The sequence below is a fragment of the Hyphomicrobium sp. genome (assembly GCF_041659645.1).
GTDB lineage: Bacteria > Pseudomonadota > Alphaproteobacteria > Rhizobiales > Hyphomicrobiaceae > Hyphomicrobium_B.
The window spans coordinates 307,132-327,856 of record NZ_JBAZXX010000003.1 but is presented as its reverse complement, the minus strand read 5'-3'; the positions used below and the strand labels follow the sequence as shown (position 1 = coordinate 327,856).

23 protein-coding genes are annotated in these 20,725 nt (G+C 58.7%); 20 read left to right on the top strand and 3 right to left on the bottom strand.

Translation table 11 applies throughout. From position 1 onward, the window contains the following. Window positions 1-97 precede the first annotated feature (97 nt). From flgB to WC811_RS11395, 16 genes are all read left to right on the top strand, one after another. Complete coding sequence (flgB, locus tag WC811_RS11470; RefSeq protein WP_372644556.1) at window positions 98-487, top strand: flagellar basal body rod protein FlgB; 390 nt, start codon at window positions 98-100, stop codon at window positions 485-487. Between the two features lie 3 nt (window positions 488-490). Then, window positions 491-910, top strand: a complete 420-nt coding sequence (gene flgC, locus WC811_RS11465) for a flagellar basal body rod protein FlgC (RefSeq protein WP_372644554.1) — start codon at window positions 491-493, stop codon at window positions 908-910. Continuing rightward, complete coding sequence (locus WC811_RS11460) at window positions 907-1,227, top strand: flagellar hook-basal body complex protein FliE (RefSeq protein ID WP_372644552.1); 321 nt, start codon at window positions 907-909, stop codon at window positions 1,225-1,227. The genes flgC and WC811_RS11460 overlap by 4 nt, the downstream gene beginning before the upstream one ends. An 11-nt stretch (window positions 1,228-1,238) precedes the next feature. Continuing rightward, the gene (gene flgG, locus WC811_RS11455) at window positions 1,239-2,027 is read left to right on the top strand and encodes a flagellar basal-body rod protein FlgG (protein ID WP_372644550.1); all 789 of its coding nucleotides are present in this window, start codon (window positions 1,239-1,241) and stop codon (window positions 2,025-2,027) included. After that, window positions 2,027-2,515, top strand: coding sequence for a flagellar basal body P-ring formation chaperone FlgA (gene flgA / locus WC811_RS11450; RefSeq protein WP_372644548.1), 489 nt, complete (start codon window positions 2,027-2,029; stop codon window positions 2,513-2,515). Before flgG ends, flgA begins: the two co-directional genes overlap by 1 nt. Beyond that, window positions 2,512-3,618: a flagellar basal body P-ring protein FlgI gene (locus WC811_RS11445; RefSeq protein WP_372644546.1), complete on the top strand. Its 1,107-nt coding sequence runs from the start codon at window positions 2,512-2,514 to the stop codon at window positions 3,616-3,618. Before flgA ends, WC811_RS11445 begins: the two co-directional genes overlap by 4 nt. A gap of 41 nt (window positions 3,619-3,659) precedes the next feature. Continuing rightward, the gene (locus WC811_RS11440) at window positions 3,660-4,349 is read left to right on the top strand and encodes a MotE family protein (RefSeq protein WP_372644544.1); all 690 of its coding nucleotides are present in this window, start codon (window positions 3,660-3,662) and stop codon (window positions 4,347-4,349) included. Then, window positions 4,336-5,073 (top strand): flagellar basal body L-ring protein FlgH, encoded by a 738-nt coding sequence (flgH, locus tag WC811_RS11435; RefSeq protein ID WP_372644542.1) that lies wholly within the window; start codon window positions 4,336-4,338, stop codon window positions 5,071-5,073. The genes WC811_RS11440 and flgH overlap by 14 nt, the downstream gene beginning before the upstream one ends. Before the next feature lie 24 nt (window positions 5,074-5,097). After that, window positions 5,098-5,601, top strand: coding sequence for a flagellar basal body-associated FliL family protein (locus tag WC811_RS11430; RefSeq protein WP_372644540.1), 504 nt, complete (start codon window positions 5,098-5,100; stop codon window positions 5,599-5,601). Beyond that, window positions 5,598-6,338: a flagellar type III secretion system pore protein FliP gene (fliP, locus tag WC811_RS11425; RefSeq protein WP_372644538.1), complete on the top strand. Its 741-nt coding sequence runs from the start codon at window positions 5,598-5,600 to the stop codon at window positions 6,336-6,338. Before WC811_RS11430 ends, fliP begins: the two co-directional genes overlap by 4 nt. 216 nt (window positions 6,339-6,554) lie before the next feature. Continuing rightward, complete coding sequence (locus WC811_RS11420; RefSeq protein ID WP_372644536.1) at window positions 6,555-7,505, top strand: flagellin; 951 nt, start codon at window positions 6,555-6,557, stop codon at window positions 7,503-7,505. 169 nt (window positions 7,506-7,674) lie between these two features. Continuing rightward, window positions 7,675-9,342, top strand: a complete 1,668-nt coding sequence (gene fliF, locus WC811_RS11415) for a flagellar basal-body MS-ring/collar protein FliF (RefSeq protein WP_372644534.1) — start codon at window positions 7,675-7,677, stop codon at window positions 9,340-9,342. Continuing rightward, window positions 9,339-9,929, top strand: a complete 591-nt coding sequence (locus WC811_RS11410; RefSeq protein ID WP_372644532.1) for a hypothetical protein — start codon at window positions 9,339-9,341, stop codon at window positions 9,927-9,929. Before fliF ends, WC811_RS11410 begins: the two co-directional genes overlap by 4 nt. Next, a complete protein-coding gene (locus WC811_RS11405) occupies window positions 9,926-11,215 on the top strand; it encodes a MotB family protein (RefSeq protein ID WP_372644530.1) in 1,290 nt (429 codons plus the stop codon). Before WC811_RS11410 ends, WC811_RS11405 begins: the two co-directional genes overlap by 4 nt. Then, on the top strand, window positions 11,212-12,510 hold the full coding sequence (locus tag WC811_RS11400) for a hypothetical protein (RefSeq protein WP_372644528.1): 1,299 nt from the start codon (window positions 11,212-11,214) through the stop codon (window positions 12,508-12,510). The genes WC811_RS11405 and WC811_RS11400 overlap by 4 nt, the downstream gene beginning before the upstream one ends. Continuing rightward, window positions 12,507-14,051 (top strand): flagellar hook-length control protein FliK, encoded by a 1,545-nt coding sequence (locus tag WC811_RS11395; protein WP_372644525.1) that lies wholly within the window; start codon window positions 12,507-12,509, stop codon window positions 14,049-14,051. Before WC811_RS11400 ends, WC811_RS11395 begins: the two co-directional genes overlap by 4 nt. Before the next feature lie 314 nt (window positions 14,052-14,365). Here the strand turns inward: WC811_RS11395 and WC811_RS11390 are convergent, their stop codons facing one another. From WC811_RS11390 to WC811_RS11380, 3 genes are all read right to left on the bottom strand, one after another. Next, the gene (locus WC811_RS11390) at window positions 14,366-14,611 is read right to left on the bottom strand and encodes a hypothetical protein (protein WP_372644523.1); all 246 of its coding nucleotides are present in this window, start codon (window positions 14,609-14,611) and stop codon (window positions 14,366-14,368) included. A 116-nt stretch (window positions 14,612-14,727) separates the two neighbouring features. Continuing rightward, a complete protein-coding gene (locus tag WC811_RS11385; protein ID WP_372644521.1) occupies window positions 14,728-15,165 on the bottom strand; it encodes a molecular chaperone DnaJ in 438 nt (145 codons plus the stop codon). Between the two features lie 101 nt (window positions 15,166-15,266). Continuing rightward, on the bottom strand, window positions 15,267-15,683 hold the full coding sequence (locus WC811_RS11380) for a PilZ domain-containing protein (RefSeq protein ID WP_372644519.1): 417 nt from the start codon (window positions 15,681-15,683) through the stop codon (window positions 15,267-15,269). Between the two features lie 411 nt (window positions 15,684-16,094). Between WC811_RS11380 and WC811_RS11375 the strand changes: the two genes are divergently transcribed. From WC811_RS11375 to WC811_RS11360, 4 genes are read left to right on the top strand one after another with little or no spacing between them, the layout of a single operon-like run. Next, window positions 16,095-16,925 carry a response regulator transcription factor gene (locus tag WC811_RS11375; protein WP_372644517.1) on the top strand — a complete coding sequence of 277 codons (831 nt, stop codon included), beginning with the start codon at window positions 16,095-16,097 and terminating at the stop codon, window positions 16,923-16,925. Beyond that, window positions 16,870-18,141, top strand: a complete 1,272-nt coding sequence (locus tag WC811_RS11370; RefSeq protein WP_372644515.1) for a flagellar hook protein FlgE — start codon at window positions 16,870-16,872, stop codon at window positions 18,139-18,141. The genes WC811_RS11375 and WC811_RS11370 overlap by 56 nt, the downstream gene beginning before the upstream one ends. Before the next feature lie 28 nt (window positions 18,142-18,169). After that, the gene (gene flgK / locus WC811_RS11365) at window positions 18,170-19,648 is read left to right on the top strand and encodes a flagellar hook-associated protein FlgK (RefSeq protein WP_372644513.1); all 1,479 of its coding nucleotides are present in this window, start codon (window positions 18,170-18,172) and stop codon (window positions 19,646-19,648) included. Window positions 19,649-19,653: 5 nt separating this feature from the next. Continuing rightward, on the top strand, window positions 19,654-20,712 hold the full coding sequence (locus tag WC811_RS11360; RefSeq protein ID WP_372644511.1) for a flagellar hook-associated family protein: 1,059 nt from the start codon (window positions 19,654-19,656) through the stop codon (window positions 20,710-20,712). The last annotated feature ends 13 nt before the right edge of the window (window positions 20,713-20,725 follow it).

Below are 20,725 nucleotides of genomic sequence, written 5' to 3'. Positions count from 1 at the left end.
GACCAAGTTTGCGACTGACGCACAGCCGCGCGGCATCTCTCCAGTCCTACGCAAGCGAGAGCGTGCACATAGGTAGAAGACCACTCAGGATTATCCCATGCAGCCGATGCAACTCTTCAATCTCGCATTTCGCCAAAACGAATGGTTTGCGCAACGCCAAGCGGTGATTTCATCGAACGTCGCGAACGCCAATACGCCCGGCTATAAGGCGAGGGACGTCGAAAGTTTCGACGCGGTCATGGACTCATCCGCGTCCACATCCGCTCCGATGGCCGCAACTGACCCGCAGCATTTCGCGTCGTCCGGATCGGATGCCGTTCGCGATCAGAACAATGGGGACGACCAGGCCGAGGTGCTCGTTTCCGGCAACGACGTCAACCTTGAGCAGGAATTTCTGAAATCAAACGATGTGATGCGCGGCTACACGCTGAACACGCAGATTATGAAGACCTTCGATCGAATGCTGCAATCCGCCACGAAGGGTTAAGACATGAACGATCCTCTGATCGCCGCTACGAGTGCCGCCGCGAACGGCCTTTTCGCTCAATCGACACGTATGCGCGTGGTGTCGGAAAACATCGCCAACGCCGATTCGACCGGCAAGACGGCGGGTGCCGACCCTTACCAGCGCAAGACAGTCAGCTTTGAATCCGTCTCGGACGAGGTAAGCGGCGCGGATCTGGTGCAAGTCCAGGATATCTCACGCGACGAGGCGCCGTTCCGCACCGAATACATGCCCGGTCATCCGGCGGCGGATGCCAAAGGCTACGTGAAGATGCCCAATGTCGACATGCTCACCGAGCTTTCGGACATGCGCGAAGCTTCGCGCTCATACACAGCCAACACCCAAGTCATCAAGCAAGTTCGAGAAATCGCTTCGATGACAATTGATCTTCTGAGGACGTCATGAGCCTGAACATCGCTATGCTCTCTCCCGACATCGGCCGAGCCGCAGGTTCGTCACCGCTCTCGGGCCTGGCGCCGACGGCAGCGCCGCAAGCGGCACCCGAAAACGATTTCGCTCGGACGATGGCATCCATGGCCTCGGACGCGCTCAACACGCTCAAGACCGGCGAGACGACTGCAATGGCCGGAATGCAAGGCAAAGCGCCATTGCAGCAAGTCGTGCAAGCCGTGATGCAAGCCGATCAGGCCCTCCGCACCGTCGTTGCCGTTCGCGACAAAGTCGTCGGTGCGTACCAAGAAATCAGCAGAATGCAAATGTGAGGCCATAATCCATGAGAGCGCTTTCGATCGCAGCGACCGGCATGTCTGCGCAACAGACAAACGTCGAGGTTATTGCCAACAACGTCGCGAATATCAACACGACCGGCTTCAAGCGATCGCGCGCGGAGTTTGCGGATTTGCTGTACCAGACGGACCGCCCCGCGGGCACCGTCGCGCGCGACGACGATACCATCATCCCGGAAGGCAATACCGTCGGTCTTGGCGTCCGGACCGTCGCCATTCGCAATCTGTCGATGCAGGGGCCGCTGGCCTCGACGAGCAACCGCTACGACCTGGCGTTGAACGGTCGCGGCTATTTCCAGGTCCAAGGCGAAAACAACGAGATTCTTTACACGCGTGACGGCGCGTTCAACAGAAACTCAAGCGGTCAGCTCATCACGCTCGACGGCAATCTCGTCATTCCGAATATCACGGTTCCGACGACGGCGACCAACATCACGGTCAACGCCAACGGCCAAGTGTATGCGCTCTTCGGCACGACCGGAACGCAGCAGCTGCTCGGTCAATTGAGCATCGCCAACTTCGCCAACGAAACCGGTCTGGCGCCTCTCGGCGGCAATCTCTTCCAGGAAACCGAAGCCTCGGGAAGTCCCGTTATCGGAAGCCCCGGCGACGCCGGCTATGCCACCATTCAGCAGGGTTATCTCGAAGGTTCGAACGTCGATCCCGTCAAGGAAATCACCGAGCTGATCACCGCGCAGCGCGCCTACGAGATGAACTCGAAGGTCATTTCGGCGGCGGACGACATGTATAACGTCATCACGAAGGACATTCGCTGATGCTTCGATTGCGCAACATGCGAAATGCGGTCCGCTTTGGAATCGCACTGCTCGCCGCTTGCGCAACGACGGCTGTCGTCGCGGATGCCGACGATTCTGGTCGCACTGTCTTCGTGCCGAGCACCGTCATCTATCCGGGCGACCGGATCACCGGCGAAGCGCTGAGCGAGCGTCAATTGCTGGTGTCGCCCGGCAATCCGCCAGTGTTCGGCGAGCGTCAGGAGGATCTATTGGGGAAAATTGCGCGGCGCACGCTGTTGCCGGGCGAGCTTATTCCCGAAATGGCCATCCGTTCTGAAGATGCGGTGAAGCAGGGTCGAACGTACAAGCTCACCTACAATTCAAAATTCGTCTCGATCGTCGGCGTTGGTGTTCCGATGCAATCCGGATCGGTCGGGGAAATCATCAACGTCCGGAATCCCGAGTCGGGAATCATCATCAAGGCGCGTGTCGAGCCCGACCAGTCGCTGGCGGTGAATGATCAATGAGACTGGCGATCGCCGCACTGCTTTTTTTCCTAGCCGCGACGGCCTCCGCTGAAGCCACGCGGATAAAGGATATCACCGATCTCAAAGGCGTTCGCGCCAACCAGATCGTCGGTTACGGCCTCGTCGTCGGCTTGAACGGAACGGGCGATACGCTGCGGAATTCGCCGTTCACGCAGCAATCCGTGCAGGCCATGCTCGACCGCATGGGCGTCAATATTCGTGGTTCTCAATACGAGCCGAGGACGCGAAACGTCGCGGCGGTCATGGTCACGGCGGAACTGCCCCCCTTCGCATCGAAGGGGTCGCGCTTCGACGTCACGGTTTCTTCGATCGGCGACGCCAAGTCCCTCGCCGGCGGCGCGCTCGTCATGACGCCACTCGCTGGCGCCGACCAGAAGATCTACGCGGCCGCTCAGGGCGCCGTCACGATTTCCGGATATCTCGCAAAGGGCGCAGCTGAATCCATCACCTCGGGCATTCCGACGCGCGGAAGAATTCCGAATGGCGCCATCGTCGAGCAGGACGCGCCTGGCGCATTCGACGAGAGCATGCCGCTCGAGTTTGAGCTCCGCAATCCCGACTTTACCACGGCTGTCCGCATCATGGATGTCATCAACGACTTTGCGAAGGAGCGTTTCGGGATGCCGATCGCGCGCGCCAGGGACTGGCAAAGCGTGATGATCCGCAAGCCCCCCGCGATCCTATCGTCACGGCTTCTGGCCGAGCTTGGCGAGCTTGAAGTTAATCCAGATCAGTCCGCGCGCGTCGTCATCGATGAAAGAACCGGCACGATTGTCATCGGCAGCGAGGTTAAGATTTCGACCGTCGCCGTCGCTCACGGCAACATCACGGTTCGCGTGACCGAGACCCCGCAGGTTTCGCAGCCGCTTCCGTTCTCGCGCGGCGGCGAGACCGTCGTCGTTCCCAATACGCAAGTCGACGTCAACGAAGCCGGCGGCAACGTCGCTACCGTCAACGGCGCCAACCTTCGCGATCTCGTGAGCGCGCTCAACAAGATGGGCCTAAAGCCGATAGGCATCATTGCGATCCTGCAGGCCATGAAGACGGCAGGCGCGCTGCAAGCTGAGCTGGTGGTGCAATGATGGCTTTAATCCTCAGAACGACATCAATTCAGAAAAGCATCGTGCGTGCCGGTCTTCGAATCGTCCTTTCCTCCGGGCTTATGCTTGTGGTCGTCGACGCGGCGACGGCGGAAAGCGGACAACGCCCCATGGTCGGCCCGCCAGTCGACCGGAGCGCCCGCACGTTCGATCTTCGCCCGAACGCCGACGAACACACCCCGATCCCATTCTCGTTCCGCATCGCGGTCGACGAGAGCAAGCATGAGCCTGCGAATAAAGCCGACGACAAGGACCCGGAAGCGCTTCCCCTTCCTCCGACGCCCAAGGAAGAATTGAGCCCGGCGCAGCAATATTGCTCGAGCATCATCGAAGCGACATCGGCCGCTCAGATCGCGCAGCAGACGCGCAATTTGCAGAAGGCGCAAAAGGAAATCGACGACCGGATCGCTCTCCTCACGGCGAAAGCTCAAGTTTTGAAGAGCTGGATGAAGTTGCGCGAGGAATTCGTCGCGCGCGCCACCGCTTCGCTCGTTCAGATCTACGGCCGGATGAAACCCGATTCCGCTGCAGCGCAGCTCGCCGCGATGGATGAGATGACGTCCGCCGCAATCATATCAAAGCTGGCACCAAAAGTTTCGAGCCCGATCATGGCCGAGATGGATGTGGCTAAGGCGGCCCGTCTGTCGGCCGTCATAGCCGGTGCCGGCGAACTCGCAGTTCAGTCGGAGCGCAAGGCCGATGCCCAGCAATAAAATACGATGGGTCATACCGGCGTTCGCGTCGATGTCCATGCTTCTTACCGGATGTGGACTGGACCAACTACGTGAGGTCGCCCGCGAGCCGACGTTGTCGCCGGTCGGAAGCGGCCTGTCGCCATCGAAGACGGCCCACGTCGACCTGCCGGTGACGCCAGTTGCCTACCATTCGGGAAACTCGACGTGGCAGGATGCCGGCGCCGATCTATTTCGCGATGCTCGCGCCATCCACGTCGGCGACGTCGTAACCGTGAAAATTCAGATCAACGACAAGGCGTCGCTCGATAACAATTTGAACCGCTCGCGCGATTCGAGCGTCGGCTTGAAATCCTCGGCCGATTTTAACTTCGGCTTTGGCGCACCAGGACCTTCTGGCTCGGGCTCGCTCGATGGCAATCTCGATCGCACGACGTCGACGGATTCGAAAGGATCGATCGATCGGTCGGAAACGATCAATTTGCTCGTCGGCGCCGTCGTCAGTCAGGTTCTGCCGAATGGCAATCTCGTTATCAGCGGCTCGCAGGAAGTGCGCGTCAATTTCGAACTTCGCGTATTGAACGTGCAGGGCGTGATCCGCCCGCGTGACATCGCGACGGACAACACCATTTCATACGAAAAGATCGCGGAAGCGCGTATTTCCTATGGCGGCCGCGGACGGGTCATGGAAATCCAGCAGCCCGCTTACGGCCAGCAGATCCTCGACATCGTTTCTCCGTTCTAGGCCCGGTTCGGAGGAAAACGTCAGGTGGCGAAAGACAAGAAGAAGACGGAGAACCAACCGGCCGGCGGCGGCGTCGGCGGCTTCATGATGTCGGCAATCGTGGCGGTTATCCTCGGGGCCGGTGGGGGCGGTGCATTCGGTTACTTCGCGATGCCTGATGGCTCGCCTTCGAATTCCCCACCCAAGAACGAGAGCGCCTCTCCTGCTCCCGCGCCTGTCGTCGGACGCTTCCCCAATGATGCAATCGAATTGGCAGTTCCCGCGGTGATCACCGACCTCGACGCGGATCCGAAGATTCGCGCCCGGCTCGACGTATCGATCATCGTCGCCCATGGAACGCCGGAAACGACGACGTTGCTCGGAGAAGTCCGTGAAGACGTGGTCGCTTATTTGAAGGGCCTTACCTTGTCCGACATTCAAGGCGTCCGCGGATTTCAGAACTTGCGAGAGCAACTCGACGACCGTGCGAGGATCCGCGGGCGCGGCGCGGTCCTCGGACTGCTGATCGGCGGACTGGTCCTCGAATGATCCGCAAAAGCCTAATCACGCTCCTTATCCTGGCCGCGACCTCGCAGGCCGCTTTCGCGCAGACGGTCGATTTTCAGACGCTGTTTCCCGCGGGCGACGCCAGCGTCTCAGGCCGCATCGTCCAGCTTCTCGTGGTGATGACCGTTCTCTCGGTCGCCCCGGGCCTGCTGATGATGGTGACGTCCTTCGCAAGATTCCTGATTGCCTTCTCATTCTTGCGCGCGGGCCTCGGGCTGCAGACGACACCGAACAACCTCATCCTAGTAAGCTTGGCGCTGTTCATGACTCTGTTCGTGATGGCGCCCACCTTTCAGGATGCCTGGGACAACGGCGTCAAGCCGATGGTCGAGAACAAAATCAGTCAGCAAGATGGCTATACAAGAACGACCGCACCGTTCCGGGCTTTTATGAAAGCCAATGTGCGGGATAAAGACCTAGCCTTGTTCCAACAGATGTCGGCCGAGCGTTTCGGCGAACAGTACAAGGCGGGACCGGACGATCTGCGCGTGCTCGTGCCGGCCTTCATGGTTTCGGAATTGCGTAGAGGTTTCGAGATCGGCTTTCTGGTGACGTTGCCGTTCCTCGTCATAGATCTTGTGGTGGCAACCATCATGACCGCTATGGGCATGATGATGATGCCTCCAACCGTCGTTGCCCTCCCGTTGAAGGTCTTGTTCTTCGTCCTCGTTGACGGTTGGAGTCTGCTCGTTGGAGCCTTGGTGAAATCGTTCACTTAAGAGGCTTGCCGCCACTGGGCCCGGCGTCGCGCTCCCTCAGAAGAATTAATTTTCGCCGTCAAAAATTAACTATTAAGAAATGACTCTGCCCTAACTATCGTGCCGATGACAGGGTGGTCGCCAACAGTCGCGCCACAGGCATGAAGCCGGTCTGTCAAGCCGGAAGATCCGGTATGTCCCCAGTTGCGTTTGGTGCCGAGTATAAGGACAAGGGACATGGGCATGAGCAGTATTAACACCAACATTTCGGCAATGACGGCCCTGCAATCGTTGCAGGCAACCTCCAAAGACTTGCTGACGACGCAGAATCGCATCTCGACCGGCTTGAAGGTCGCGACCGCTTCCGACAACGCCGCCTACTGGTCGATCGCGACGACGATGAAATCCGACAACAGCGCGCTGTCGACGGTTCAGGACGCGCTCGGCCTCGGCAAGGGCACGGTTGACGTCGCCTACAACGCGATGAGCCAGAGCATCACGCTGGTTGGCCAGATCAAGGACAAGCTGGTGGCCGCCGCCGCACCTGGCGTCGATCGCAGCAAGATCCAGTCCGAAATTTCTCAGCTTCAGGACCAGCTTAAGGGCATCTCCGACTCGGCGAGCTTCTCGGGCGAAAACTGGGTATCGGTTGACTCGTCTACTTCTGGATACAACTCGACAAAGACGATTGTTTCTTCGTTCTCGCGCACCTCTCAGGGAACGGTTTCCGTTGGCACGATCAGCGTCGACACGTCCTCTTCGGTCCTGTTCGATGCGAACACCGCGGGTTCCGGCGGCATCCTTGACTCGGCCCGTGGCACCACAGGCGCTATCGTCACGACCGGTGGTACGTCCGTCATGAACATTAACATCAGCGCTCTGACGGACAGCACGGCTGACCAAGCGACGCTGAACTCGTTCATCGCTGGCGCGGACACCGCGTTCCAGGAGATGACGAAGTCGGCCACAAGCCTCGGCTCGGCTCAGCAGCGCATCGACCTTCAGACGACCTTCGTGTCGTCGCTCATGGACACGATCAGCACGGGCATCTCGCAGCTGGTTGACGCTGACATGAACGAAGAGTCGACCAAGTTGCAGGCTCTCCAGGTTAAGCAGCAGCTCGGCGTTCAGGCTCTGAGCATCGCCAACCAGTCGAGCCAGAACATCCTGTCGCTCTTCCGCGGCTGATGATTGAGTTCCGGTGACGTACCGGAACTTGATTCTACTGACATTTGACGGGCCGCGACCAGGGTCCCCATCCGCTAAGGCGGTCGGGGACTTTCGGAAGCGGCCCGTCACCTTTGCACAAGGTTCCCTCTCTACCGTCGGCTGACAACTTTGCCGGTAAGGTCAAGAGATGGATTGGCGTCAATTTGAGAACCTATATCGGAGCCTGCTCGGTCTTGGGCGTAAGCGCCTAGCCATACTTGCAGCCGCCGGGTTATCCGTCTTTGCGCTGATTTCGATCGGCAGCTACTTCGCATCGCGCTCGAACTTCGAAACGCTCTATGTCGGGTTGACGACCCCCGACATTAGCCGCATGGGGTCCGCGCTGTCGGAAGCCGGTATTCCCTTCGAGAGCAGCATCGACGGAACGAAGTTGAGCGTTCCCGTTGGACAAACGGCGCAGGCGAGAGCCCTGCTTGCCGAAAAAGGCCTGCCCGGAAGTCAAAGCGCCGGCTACGAGCTTTTTGACCGGCTCGGCGCTCTGGGCCTCACCTCATTCATGCAAGAGGTGACGAGGGTCAGGGCGCTCGAAGGCGAGCTGTCGCGGACCATTCAATTCTTGAAAGGCGTGCGAGCCGCGCGCGTTCATATTTTTCTGCCGAACCAGAACGGCCTCCAGGTCAAGAAGGAGGCGCCGTCCGCTTCGGTTGTGATCAGGACGGATATCGCGGGCGACGCGTCGTCCGCTCCCGCCATCAAGCATCTGGTCGCCGCCGCGATTCCCGCGATGACACCGGATGAAGTGCAGGTGATCGGTACTGATGGATCGCTCCTCGGCGGCAGCGGTGGCGGCGCCGGAGAAGCGCCGGTGCAGATGGTTGAGCTTGAACGAACGGTCTCCACGCAGATCCAAGATAGCGTCCGCCGCACGCTCTCGCCCTATCTCGGCTTGGATAACTTTGAGGTCAGCGCCATAGCGCGCTTGAACATCGACAAGCTTCAAACGAGCGAGACGAAATTTGATCCCGACAGCAAAGTCGAGCGCTCGACGAAATTCGTAAAGGAAGCGCAGAGTTCGCAGGATGCATCCGGAAAATCGAACGTCAGCATTCAGCAGAACATTCCAAACGAGCAAACCAGCAACAAAGATCAAACCAAGCGCGCTCAAGATCGCAAGGAAGAGACAACGAACTACGAGATCAGTTCGAAATCCGCCTCGACCGTCAGCGAGGGCTACAAGATCGCGAACATCTCCGTGGCTGTGGTCGTCAATAAGAAGCGCTTGCTGGAGTCGATGGGCAAGGACGCCAAGCCTGAAGACGTCGATAAGCAAGTCGCGGAAATCGAGAAGTTAGCTCTCACTGCAGCCGGGATCGATTCCAAGCGTGGCGATAACATCAGCGTCGCGGCCGTCGATTTTGCGCCGTCTCCGTTTGAATCGGGCGGTTCTTCCGGAACGGACTGGGCAGCATTGCTGATGGGCCTCGCAGGCACGGGCATCAGATCGCTTACGATCCTGCTCGTCGCGGCCATCGTCATCATGGCCGGTTTCAGGCCGGTGATGCGGACGCTCCTTTCAAGCGAGTCGTCGGCAGCCGAGAGCGGTGTCGCGGCACTTGGTGCGCCGCTTGCGTCCATCGGCGCTGCCCCGATCGATATGCCGGAAATGGCATCGCCACTTTTGGAGCCGGGGGCAAATCCCTTTGGCGGCGGCGGTGGCTTCGGTGATGATTTCGGCGGCGGCCCTGCATTCGGCCGTTCGCTCGCGCTCGGCCCCGTCGAAAAACTCGGCGCCATTCTCGATCGTGACGAAGAACAGGCCACCGCGATCATGAAGCATTGGGTCAAGAACGGATGACCGCGCGACGTCACAGTTCGGCGTTCTCTCTGCTGTCCGACTTCGATCGCGTCACTTCCGGCGTCGAAACGTATGACCATGAAGCTCAGTTGAAAGCCGCATTCGAGGATGGTCACCGTCAAGGCCTCGCGGATGGGCGTTCCGAAGCGGAAGCGGACGCACAGTTTCTGCTCAACGAAGCGCAGATTCGCCATGCGGTGGAACTCTTGGATGAGAAGCAAAATTGGCAACGAGATTGCGCAGATGTGCTCGTCGCGCGGATGGACGGAGCGACGAAGCTGATCGAGCAAAGCATCGAGCAGCGCGTGGCTGCCCTTCTGCGACCCTGGCTTATCGAACGCTTACGTGATCGCGCGCTACAAGACCTCGAAAGAGCAATTTCACGCGCCCTCGTCGAAGGGGTGAAAGTTCATATCGAAGCGCCACCGGAAATTGTTCAACATTTCCGCGAGCGCTTGCCGACTGAGGCATTTCAAATCGGCTATTCCGAAAGTTCTGGCGCCGACGTTCGTGCGCACGTCGAAGATACGAAGATTGAAGTCAACATTTCGGCCTGGATCGCCGAACTAGAGGCGGCGGTGGCATGAGCGACGGCAAGGAAGACGTATCATCACAACCGCTCGTCATCGTTCGGCGGCGGCGCAACACTGAAGAACCTCACCACGGTGGGGTCTGGAAGATCGCCTACGCCGACTTCATGACCGCGATGATGGCGTTCTTTCTCGTCATGTGGTTGGTCAACGCCGCCGACAAGAAAACCATTGTCCAGGTCGCGGCCTACTTCAATCCGATGCGATTGACCGATAAATACGCTTCGCCGAAAGGCCTCGAAGATCAAGCGGAGACGCAGTCGAAGCCCTCGGAGGAAAAGAGCAAGAAGGGCTTCGAGAAGCAGATTATCGACGACAAGGAACAGCGGAGGGCCGAGCGCGACGCCAAGGAAAACATTGCCGAGGCCAAAGACGAACCCGCGCACGAACCGAGCGCCGGCTCCGGCGGCAAAAGTTCGGAGAAATCGCAAGAGCAGGCGTTGTTCGATAATCCGGGTGATCTTCTCGAACAGCTAGCCGACGAAGCGCGTGCCAATTCGCCGAGTGCCGCCGCCAGCCCCTCGGATGGAAATGTCAGCGATCCCTTTGACCGCATCAACAGGCGAGCGGGAAAAGCCCAGGTCGCGTCGAAACCCGCTCCCGAAGCGGCGCCTGTTGTGCCTCCGCACCCATCCAACGTCGTGAAAGCCCTTCCGGCCGAAATCGCTAAGCCCGTGGCACCGGATCAGAAGCAACAGCAGCTCGCGGCCCGCGCAGCAACAGACGACATCGCCAATAAACCCAAGCAGCAGGATAACGCTTCAAAGCGGACGCCAGCGATCCTGGATCAGACGAAAAAAGAGGATAAGACCCACGATCGGGACGAAGAAGCCAAGAACCTCAAAGAGAGAATCAGCAGCGCAATCGCGGACGTGTCGCATGATCTACCGCTGATCGAGGTGAAGGCGACGCCCGAAGGTCTGCTCGTCAGCCTGACGGACGACGCCAATTTTGGAATGTTCGAGGTCGGCTCCGCTAAGCCTCGGCCGGAACTCGTTCTCATCATGGAAAAAGTCGGTCACGTTTTAAGCGACAAGGGCGGCGATGTCATCATTCGCGGTCATACCGACTCTCGGCCGTATAAGAGTCATGTTTACGACAACTGGCGGCTCTCGGCGGCGCGCGCGCAAATGGCATATTACATGCTCCTGCGCGGTGGCGTCGATGATGCGCGGGTCGTTGCCATCGAAGGGCGAGCGGACCGCGATCCGAAAGTGCCGTCGGATACGTTATCGCCGTCCAACCGACGGATCGATATCCTCGTCAAAGAGGCAAAGAAATGAAGCGAATCGCGCTGATAGCAGCAGCGTTACTCGCGTTCACCGGAGCCGCCGCCGGTTCGATCTTCTATTTCAAGCCGGCATTCGTATTTGGCGTGCCGGAAGTGGACACGGCGTCTGATCATGGTGTGCCAAGCTACCCGTCCAGCGCCAGCGAAGAGGTGCAGGCCAGAAGATATACCCTCCGGCTTGTCGAGCAATTGGGTGCCGTCCAAGATCGCATCATCCGAGGCGATCGTGCAGCCCTGGCGGATCAGCGGCGGCTCCTGAACGAAATTGCCCGCGAAGTCCGTAACTTCAGTGAAGACGAATGGCGCGATTACGTCAACGTCCGCACCAGTCTGCTCTATGTGTTGAGCGGCGGCGACGCGAATGTGCTGACGCCGCTGGTCAAGCAAGAGTTTCTCGGCGTCGCCGATGAACGGCTGGCAAGAGGCATCATGAGCTTTGCCGAAGGACAGCCCAAGAAGGCCCGCGAACTGTTTGCGGATATCGATCCGCGCTCACTCGACGTCAGCCTCGTCGGTCCGTTCGCACTCGCGAAGGCATCCCTGTACATCGACGACGATCGCGCGAAAGCCGTCACTCTTCTGGACGACGCCAGGTTGGCGTGTCCGCACACGGCGATCGAAGAAGCGTCCGCGCGACGCGAAATTCCAATACTTCTCAATCTCGGCGACACCACGCGCGCGATGATGCTGACCGGAAGTTACGTGCGCGAGTTCGGCAAATCGATTTACGCCTGGAAACTCTTCAGGGACTTCGCCGAAGCCGTAGCCAAACGTGAGAACCTCAATAACGTGACGACGGTCAATCTGCTTGCCGAAGGGGTCGACGAGAAGGATATGCAGCCCACGTCCGAGCTTCTTGTCGATATCGCAGGGGAAGCGGTGCTTCAAGGCCGATTGAATCTCGCGAAAGCTGCCGCCGGCAGAGTGCTTGCAACGTCCAGCGCCTCGCCTGAAGCTCGCGAAAAGGCCCGGCTCTATGCCGCGGCCGCCGAAGCGCCGTCCGATGACGCCGGCAACGCCTTGAAGGCTCTAGATCAGATCACCGTCGACCGGCTCTCCGAGGAAGACACCGAAATCCGCGAGGTCGCGGGATTCATAGCCAAGATGGTGGTTGGCAACACGACGGAGCCGCCGCGCAGTTTGGCGTCGGCGTCAGGCGCGGGTCGTGCGCAACCAGCTGCGAATCCTCCACCGGTTCCAAGCGCGATAAAGGCGACCGCCGCACTCGACAACGCCGACGCGATTTTGAAAGACGCAGATTCCATTATTTCTGGGAGCGGGAAATGACAGCAGCAGTCGGAAGCGCCGCGGGGGGCGGAACGGAAGCCCTTTTGCAGACTGTAGCCGGAAAAGCATCCAGTAGCGGACACCGCGACCTCGGAAAACCTACGGGAGATGCGAAATCGGACGCCGATGAAACGTCGAGAAGTTCCTCTCGCGGGGAGATCGACGCGTCCGATGCGCAGGTTGATAAGGCCGCGAAGACTTCAAAGCGTAAGAACGGTAAGTCCAAAGCGGATGACGACGACAGTTCGTTCGAAGAAACCTTCGACAACATCGGACAGGGTGAATCGAAGGAGACCGCTGCGAAATCCGGTAACGCAACAGCATTCCTGCCCGATCTCGCCATGATGCGAATGGCGGCCAACCCCACCCTGTCTACACAATCCAATACGACTGAGGTGCCGCTCGAAGCTCAGCAGGCCGCAGTCCGCCCGACCGCCTTGCTGCAGCAGAAGAACATCCTCGCGCTGATGGACACGAAGGATCGGCTATCGCTCGGCGGCGGCGAGATGACATCTGATAGCGCCACCGATATCGGCACGACAGCGATAGATCCGTTCGCGGCACCATCGGATGATACGACCGAAGCGGTGCCGATCACCATCGATAGGCGCGAGACGCATTGGAACTTCCGCAACGATGCGCTGATGAGCGCCGCCTCGCAGATCTCCACTTCGCAATTCGCCATCCGCAATTTACCACGGCCGGCTGTAGTTCAGGGGACCGCACCTGCAGGCGCGGCGAAAGAGCAACCGGTTGATACTAAGGCGTCGAACGGAGCGGCGCAGAATCTTGTGTCGTCGCAGGCCGTCGCCATGCCCGATGCGGATCAATCGACAAACTCATCTTTTACGAATAGCGGCAACGGCGGCCAGAGAGACGCCGAGTTCCAAAATCAGGCAGCGGCGGCGCCCGGTTCCGATCGCAAAGCCGGAAAAGCGGAATCGACCTCGTCGCTCGATCAGATCTTTTCGACTGATGCGCCGCCGCAGCAAATTCCGCCCAATGCGACGACCCAGGTACGCAACAGCGTGCTCGATAGCCTCGCGGCGGATGGCACAAACGTCCGCGCGACTACGGTCGATCTTCCGACCCGATCTTCCCCCACCCCGGTTTTACGAACACTCGATCTGACCCTATCGCCCCCGGATCTCGGCTCGGTAAAATTGCATTTGAGCCTCAAGGCGAATTCGCTTTCGATCGAAGCGGAAACATCGAAAGCTGCGACGGCTAAACTCCTCAACGACGATCGGCCGAATCTCGAGCGCGGCTTGAAGGATGCGGGCTACGACATCTCAAGTGTGAAAATCACGGATGCGTCAGCGAGCACCTCGTCGAACTCAAGCGGCTGGCAAGCCAACGGCTCGCCGTCGCGCGATGGCGATCCGGCGCGTTCAGGTTTCGGCGGGCGCCAGGACGGCGAGATGCAGCGCCGCGACGGTTCTCCATCTGACCAGGCGCAGCGCCGGCCAAAAGATGATAATCCTAAAGCGGCTCAAGCCGAGGTCGTCGGCGGACGCGGTGGGAACGCCGTTTATATCTAGGTCGAATTAGATGATTCAGCAGGAACTGACCGGAACCGGATTGCGCGGGCCCTTTCCTCTCGCGTCCGACGCTATCGAGGAAGAGTTGGTGGATCTTTGTCCTGGCGCGTACGCGCTCGGCTTCACCGATCACCTTGGGCGTTTCTCGATCACTTACGTCGGAAGCGCAGGCGATGACCTCAAAGCGAAATTGAGGGCGCACATCGGAACCGCGTCACAGTTCAAGTTTCGCCACTTCGCCGATCAGCGGCAAGCGTTCGAAAGAGAGTGCGAAATGTTCCACCAATTCATGCCGAGTGGAAATTTTCTGCACCCTAGCCGACCGCAAGGAGAGGACTGGACCTGTCCGAGATGTCGGCGTTAGAGCAGCGCTTCGCCACCATGTTGAGGACGTCTGCGAGAGCCTGATGGTAGCCGGCGTGCCAGTAGGCGCACTCGGCGGTGTCGCGATCGAGATGACGTTGGGCATCGAGTTTTGTTGCCCAGTCCCCATCGAGCTGCGTACCGATGCCGGCCATGCGTAACCGCAGCATCGCAAATTCGGCGCTCACATCGTTCATCTCGTATTCCCCGTCGCATCCAGCCGGTATTGTCGGCCATGAGACAGAGGATACCCGACATTCGTGGGAACATCGCCAACGAAGCAGTTTGCATTTTAGATAAGTTCGGCGAAGCCTCAGCCAGCGCTCATTCTGAGCCTGGAAACATATCGATCCATGAGATCGTTCGCGATCATCATGCGCTGTGTTGCCAGATCCTTAAGATCCGAGCGAACGCGGTCGGGATGATTCCTGAGGGCGAATTCGCGCCGGAGCGTAGCGATGTCCGTCTCGGAGAAATTGGCGTGGAGGCCGAGCTCAAGCAATATCTTGTTAGGATCTAGAAGTGGTTCCGGCCCGCTTTCCGTCTCACCTTCAAAAGAATAGGGGTGCCGCGGAAGAGCGCTCTCCGCACGCGCATCTCCCCGCGAATTCGCCGCCAAAGCCCAGGCCGCTTCAAGGCTGTTGATGGAAAAGCGATTAGGCCGCGGCGCTCCTGCCGGTCGATCGTCTCGGCCGAACAACTCGTCGATCAGAAGATCAAAACTCGACGGAAGCGGAGCTTGTGATTGCATTCGGGCAGCATACGACGGAGGGAAAGCCGGATGCTGGCACATTATGTGGCGCGGCTTGCGGTACGCTGACCAAATATCGCGCCCGATATTGCGTCAAGCGATCAGGACCGTCGCGTCGATTTTTGCAACGTAACGGCCTTACCGAAAAAATCCCGCCCGAGGTTCTCGAAATCCAAACGTTCGTCGACATCTGGCACAGGATGAAGAAATTCGACACCAAGATGCTTGTCGCGAAGCCACGTCACTTGTCCGTCGAGCATCGTGCCGTCGAATAGCATCAGCACGATGCTGTCGCCGATGTTCGGAACGATGCCATCGCCGACGCTAATTTTTGCGCCTGTCTCCGACAGATCGACAAGATCGCAGATCAGACGCTGGTTGCGGAATTGCAGAGCGATATGTTGGCATGCCGTGTGCCGGAGAGCATCGCGACGTTCGTCATCGGAGGAAACGCTCTCGGGAATCAAGACCTCGGTTTGAAAGCCGCGCACGAACCGCTGAAATTTTGACTGCCTCATACACGCACCCGCACGCCTGCTTGCGATCGACGATCGCGACTTAATTCGAGATATAGAGCGAAATTGGAAAAATGATCGTCTATTCAATGCGGGGGTATTTTAATTCAACACTATTTGGTTTACGCGGCCGAAACGAAATGATCGGAAATTGATCAATCCCATCCTCGATGAATTAGAAATATCCCCGAGAGTCCAACGCAAGTTCCCTAAAATGGAATTGCGTAGCCAGCGTTAGCCGCACGACCGCCTGATGGCGGCTTTACGTGGTCGATGTATGCACAATCAGTGAGTGTTGCATATTGATTTGCCGTGGCATTTCGAACTCATGCAATAATGAAATAATTGTTAATAAGTCGCGTGAATCACTGTATTTCCTTCAATGCCAATGATTTGCGGGGCTTGGGGGACATCATGTTCGTTGTGCTTGACGACCGTTCGACGGTCGCAGCGGGATACGTCGCGTGCTTTGATCGCGAAGGAGTAGCAGCAACCGCAGTTGAGCCAGGCGAGTTCTTCGAATGGTTCGAGCTCATCAATGACGCGGACGTCGCTGTCATCGAAGGCTTTCTCATCGGATCGGTGATGAACAAGCGGCAGATCTCGGCGCGGATAAGGTCGCGCTGCCGGGCTCCGCTCATCGGTTTGATCGAAGCGAGAGCGCTCAGCGAGACATTGGATCTGTTCTCTCTCGGCTTTGACGACGTTCTCGCCAAACCATTTCATGTCAGGGAAGTTCTGGCTCGCAGCGGCGCAATTCGGCGGCGCATGCAAATTGTCGACGAATGCGTCGATATCGCTGGCGTCCGGATCTTTTTCGATGGCCGTGATCCGATCGTCAGCGGCGAGGTGCTGCCTTTGCCGCGCCGCGAACGGCGCATCCTCGAATGCCTGGTTTTGAGCCGCAACACCCGGATAACAAAAACGCAGATTTTCAATCGGGTATACGGCATCTTTAACGACGAGATTCACGAGAACGTCATCGAAAGCCACATCAGCCGCCTGCGCAAGAGACTGAAACAGCGGCTCGGCTACGACCCGATCGATTCTCAGCGCTTCCTTGGATACCGACTCAAGGATTTCGCCGGCGAGGACGCCACGCGGCATGCTGCAGAGTTGGCGACCAGTCTCACGCAAGGCCCGGATGCTTCAATTTCGTCGAACATCATCCGCGACGAGGAGAATATCGATGGGGCTCTACGGAGTAATGACTACCAGCGTATCGGGCATGTCTGTCCAATCTGACCGGATGGGAACGGTCGCGGATAATATCGCCAATATCAACACCACAGGCTACAAGTCGGCGTCTACCGAGTTCGCGACCCTCATCGCGGAAGGCAGCGTCGCTGAATACGTGCCCGGCTCCGTGTCGACGATTGCGCGCCGCGCGATATCTCAGCAGGGCGATTTCACCTACACGAAGTCTCCAACGGACCTCGCGGTCAGCGGCAACGGCTTCTTCATGGTCCAGAGCGACGCCGGCACGCCTTATCTCACGCGCGCGGGCAACTTCGTCCCGGATTCCGCCGGTGACCTGGTGAATGCCGCGGGCTTCAAGCTGATGGGCTACAACCTGTTGGACGGTAGCTCGAGCTCAGTCGTGAACAGCGCTGCGGGCCTCCAGGTCGTGAGCACCAGTGGCTTGGGTATGAAGGCGACGCCTTCAACGGCCGGCAAGTTCGGCGTGAACCTTCCGGCTGACGCAGCCGTGACGTTAGCGGCCAATTTGCCCTCGGCAAACGCCGCAACGGCGGAATACGCCGGCAAGACCTCGCTCGTCACCTACGACAATCTGGGCCACCAGGTTACGCTTGATGTCTATTCCGCAAAGACAGCGGACAATACATGGGAAGTAACGGTCTACAATGCGGCTGGCGCCTCCGCATCGGGCGGCTTTCCCTACGCTGCCGGCTCGCAATTGTCGACGCAGACTCTGACGTTCAGTCCCACGACCGGCGCTTTGGCTTCGGGCGGCCCCGCACTGAGCATCAACATTCCCAACGGCGCGACGTTCTCTCTTGACGTCAGCAAAATGACTCAGCTCGCCGCGAACTATTCGCCGCAGACCGGCGCGGACGCGCCGAGCGCGAATGGCAGTCCTCCGACTGCGGTTGACCGTCTTGAGATCAGCAACGAAGGCACAGTCACCGCCGTCTATGCCGACGGATCGCGTGTCGACGCGTTCAGGATTCCGCTCGCGACCGTCTCAAGCCCGGATAACCTCACGGCCATTTCCGGCAACGTTTACGCGACGAACAAGGAATCCGGAGATTTGCAGCTCGGCACTGCCAACGACGGTGGCCGGGGTAAGATCATCTCTGGAGCTCTCGAGAGCAGCACCGTCGATCTTGCTTCCGAGCTGACGTCGATGGTCCAAGCGCAACGTAATTACACCGCCAACTCGAAGGTCTTCCAGACCGGTACCGAACTCCTGGACGTGCTCGTAAACCTTGTTCGGTGACGAGATCCAGAAATAGAAAGTCTCATTGATGACGCTTACGCAGAGTACAAACAACGCGCTCTCGAGTCTCTCGGCGGTTTCCGAGCAGATCTCGGTTGTTTCGCAGAACATCGCACGCGTCAACGATGCAAACGCGACCCGCAAGGTCGCAAGTGTTGTCACTACGGCTGGCGGCGGCGTCACCATTGCGGGAATCAGCAGGACGGCGAACAAGCTGCTCCTCGATACATACCTCAATGCCAACGCCGGCAGCCAAACCCAAACGGTCATCAACACCGCACTCGATCAGTTGCAGAATACGGTCGGCGACACGGATTCTGATACGTCGCCGGCCGCGCTGATTTCAAAACTCAACACCACGCTCCAGAGCTATTCGGCGACGCCGCAGAACAGTGCGGTCGGAGCGACAGTCGTTACGGCCGCCCAGGAACTTGCTGATTCCTTGAACACGGCCACCGCGACGGTGACATCGGTCCGCAACCAGGCCGATTCCGACATCGCCGCTTCGGTCTCCGACATCAATTCGCTGCTGTCCCAATTCCAGGATCTGAACCAACAGATCGTCTCCGCGTCAAACAGCGGTCGCGACATCACCGATGCTTTGGATGCTCGTGACGCAGTCTTAAAAAGCCTGTCGAGCGAAGTCGGCATTCGCGCGGTATCGCGCGACAACGGCGATATGGCGATTTACACGGACAGCGGCGTCACGCTGTTCGATAAGACAGCGCGCAAGGTTACGTTTCAGCAGTCGTCAAATCTCTCGGCGAACTCGGTCGGCTCGCCCGTTTACGCCGACGGCGTTCCGATCGCGGGCACGCCGCACATGATGTCGATCAGCACCGGCAAACTCGCCGGGCTCGTCGAAGTTCGCGACAGCATCGCGCCGACGTATCAGAGTCAGCTCGATGAAATGGCTCGTGGGCTGGTCGAAGCCTTCGCTGAGACGGACCAATCGGCGACGCCGACACTGCCGGCCGTCGCAGGTCTGTTCACGTATGGAGGCGGGCCGTCAATTCCGACGTCGGCGACGGTGATTCCAGGACTTGCTGGATCCATTAAGGTCAACGCAAACGTCGATCCGGCGCAGGGCGGAAACGCCGAACTCATTAGAGACGGCGGCATTTCCAACCCTGGCAATCCCGCTTACACGTACAATACCAGCGGTGGCGCCTCATATACCGATCGCATTCAACAGCTCATATCGAACATCGGCGTCGCGCGCTCTTTCGATCCGTCGTCGCAGCTTCAACAGACGGCGTCGATCTCGAATTACTCCAAGTCATCGGTGTCCTGGCTTGAGGCTATGCGGCAGTCGTCGAGCAACGAAGCGCAATCTCGCCAGACGACGGCGGATCGCGCGGCAACGTCCCTTTCGCAAGATACCGGCGTCAACCTCGACGAGGAGATGACCAATCTTCTCTCTCTCGAGCGAACATTCCAGGCGTCCTCCCGTCTTATCAATACCGTCGATTCCATGATCTCGACGCTCCTTCAGGCCGCGAGCTGACCCTCATGATTACATCGTCCTTCATATCTTCAGCCTCGATTTCGGACGAGACGAGACGGTCGATCGCCCGCCTACAGTCGCAACTCGTCGACGCCCAAAAGGAAATTTCGACCGGCCGTCATGCGGACGTTGGCATAACCCTTGGCGCAACGACCGGCGTAACAGTCTCGATGCGTCAGGATATGGACCAGATCCAGGCCATCAAGGGCTCGAACAATCTCGTGCTCAACAGGCTAACGGCGTCCCAATCGGCGCTTGATACACTTTCGAAAAGCACGTCGAGCTTTCTGTCGAGCCTCATCAGCGCCCAAACGGCGGCGACGTCGCAGGACACGCTCATCCAATCGGCGAAGGCCGGGATGCAGACGATGCAAGATCAGCTCAATGCGTCGCTCGACGGGCAGTATCTCTTCTCCGGCATTAATTCCGACGTTCAGCCGATGGACGATTATTTTGGGACGCCGCCGTCAGCCGGTGCGCAGGCCGTGGCCGCCGCGTTCACTGCTAAATTCGGCATGAGTCCCGACGATCCAGCGGTCGCGAATATCTTGCCGGATGACATGACCGATTTCCTCAATAACGAATTCTCCGACCTCTTTTCCGACCCGAGCTGGTCGAGCACATGGTCGGCGGCGTCCGATAAAACAGTTAGCAGTAGAGTATCGCGGAGCCAGATCGTCAGCACGTCGGTGACGGCCAATGACGGCACGTTCCGCGACATGACCGAAGCTTTCGCGATGATCTCCGGCTTGGGCTTTGCAAACCTCAACAGCGGAACGCAGCAAGCCATAATATCGAAGGCGCGAGATCTCACCGCGAACGTAACGGGTAGTCTCACGCAGGTGCAATCCGGTCTTGGTGTCACGCAGCAGCGCGTATCCGACGCCAACGACCAGATCGATTCTCAGGTCGATTTCCTTACGAAGTCGATCGACAATCTCGAGCTCATCGATCCGGCAGCGGTAACCACGCAATTGACGCAAATTTCGACGGCCCTTCAGGCGGCGTACTCGCTGACGAACCAACTGAACAATCTCAGCATCATCGATTTTCTCAGCAATTAGTGGCAAGCGGCAT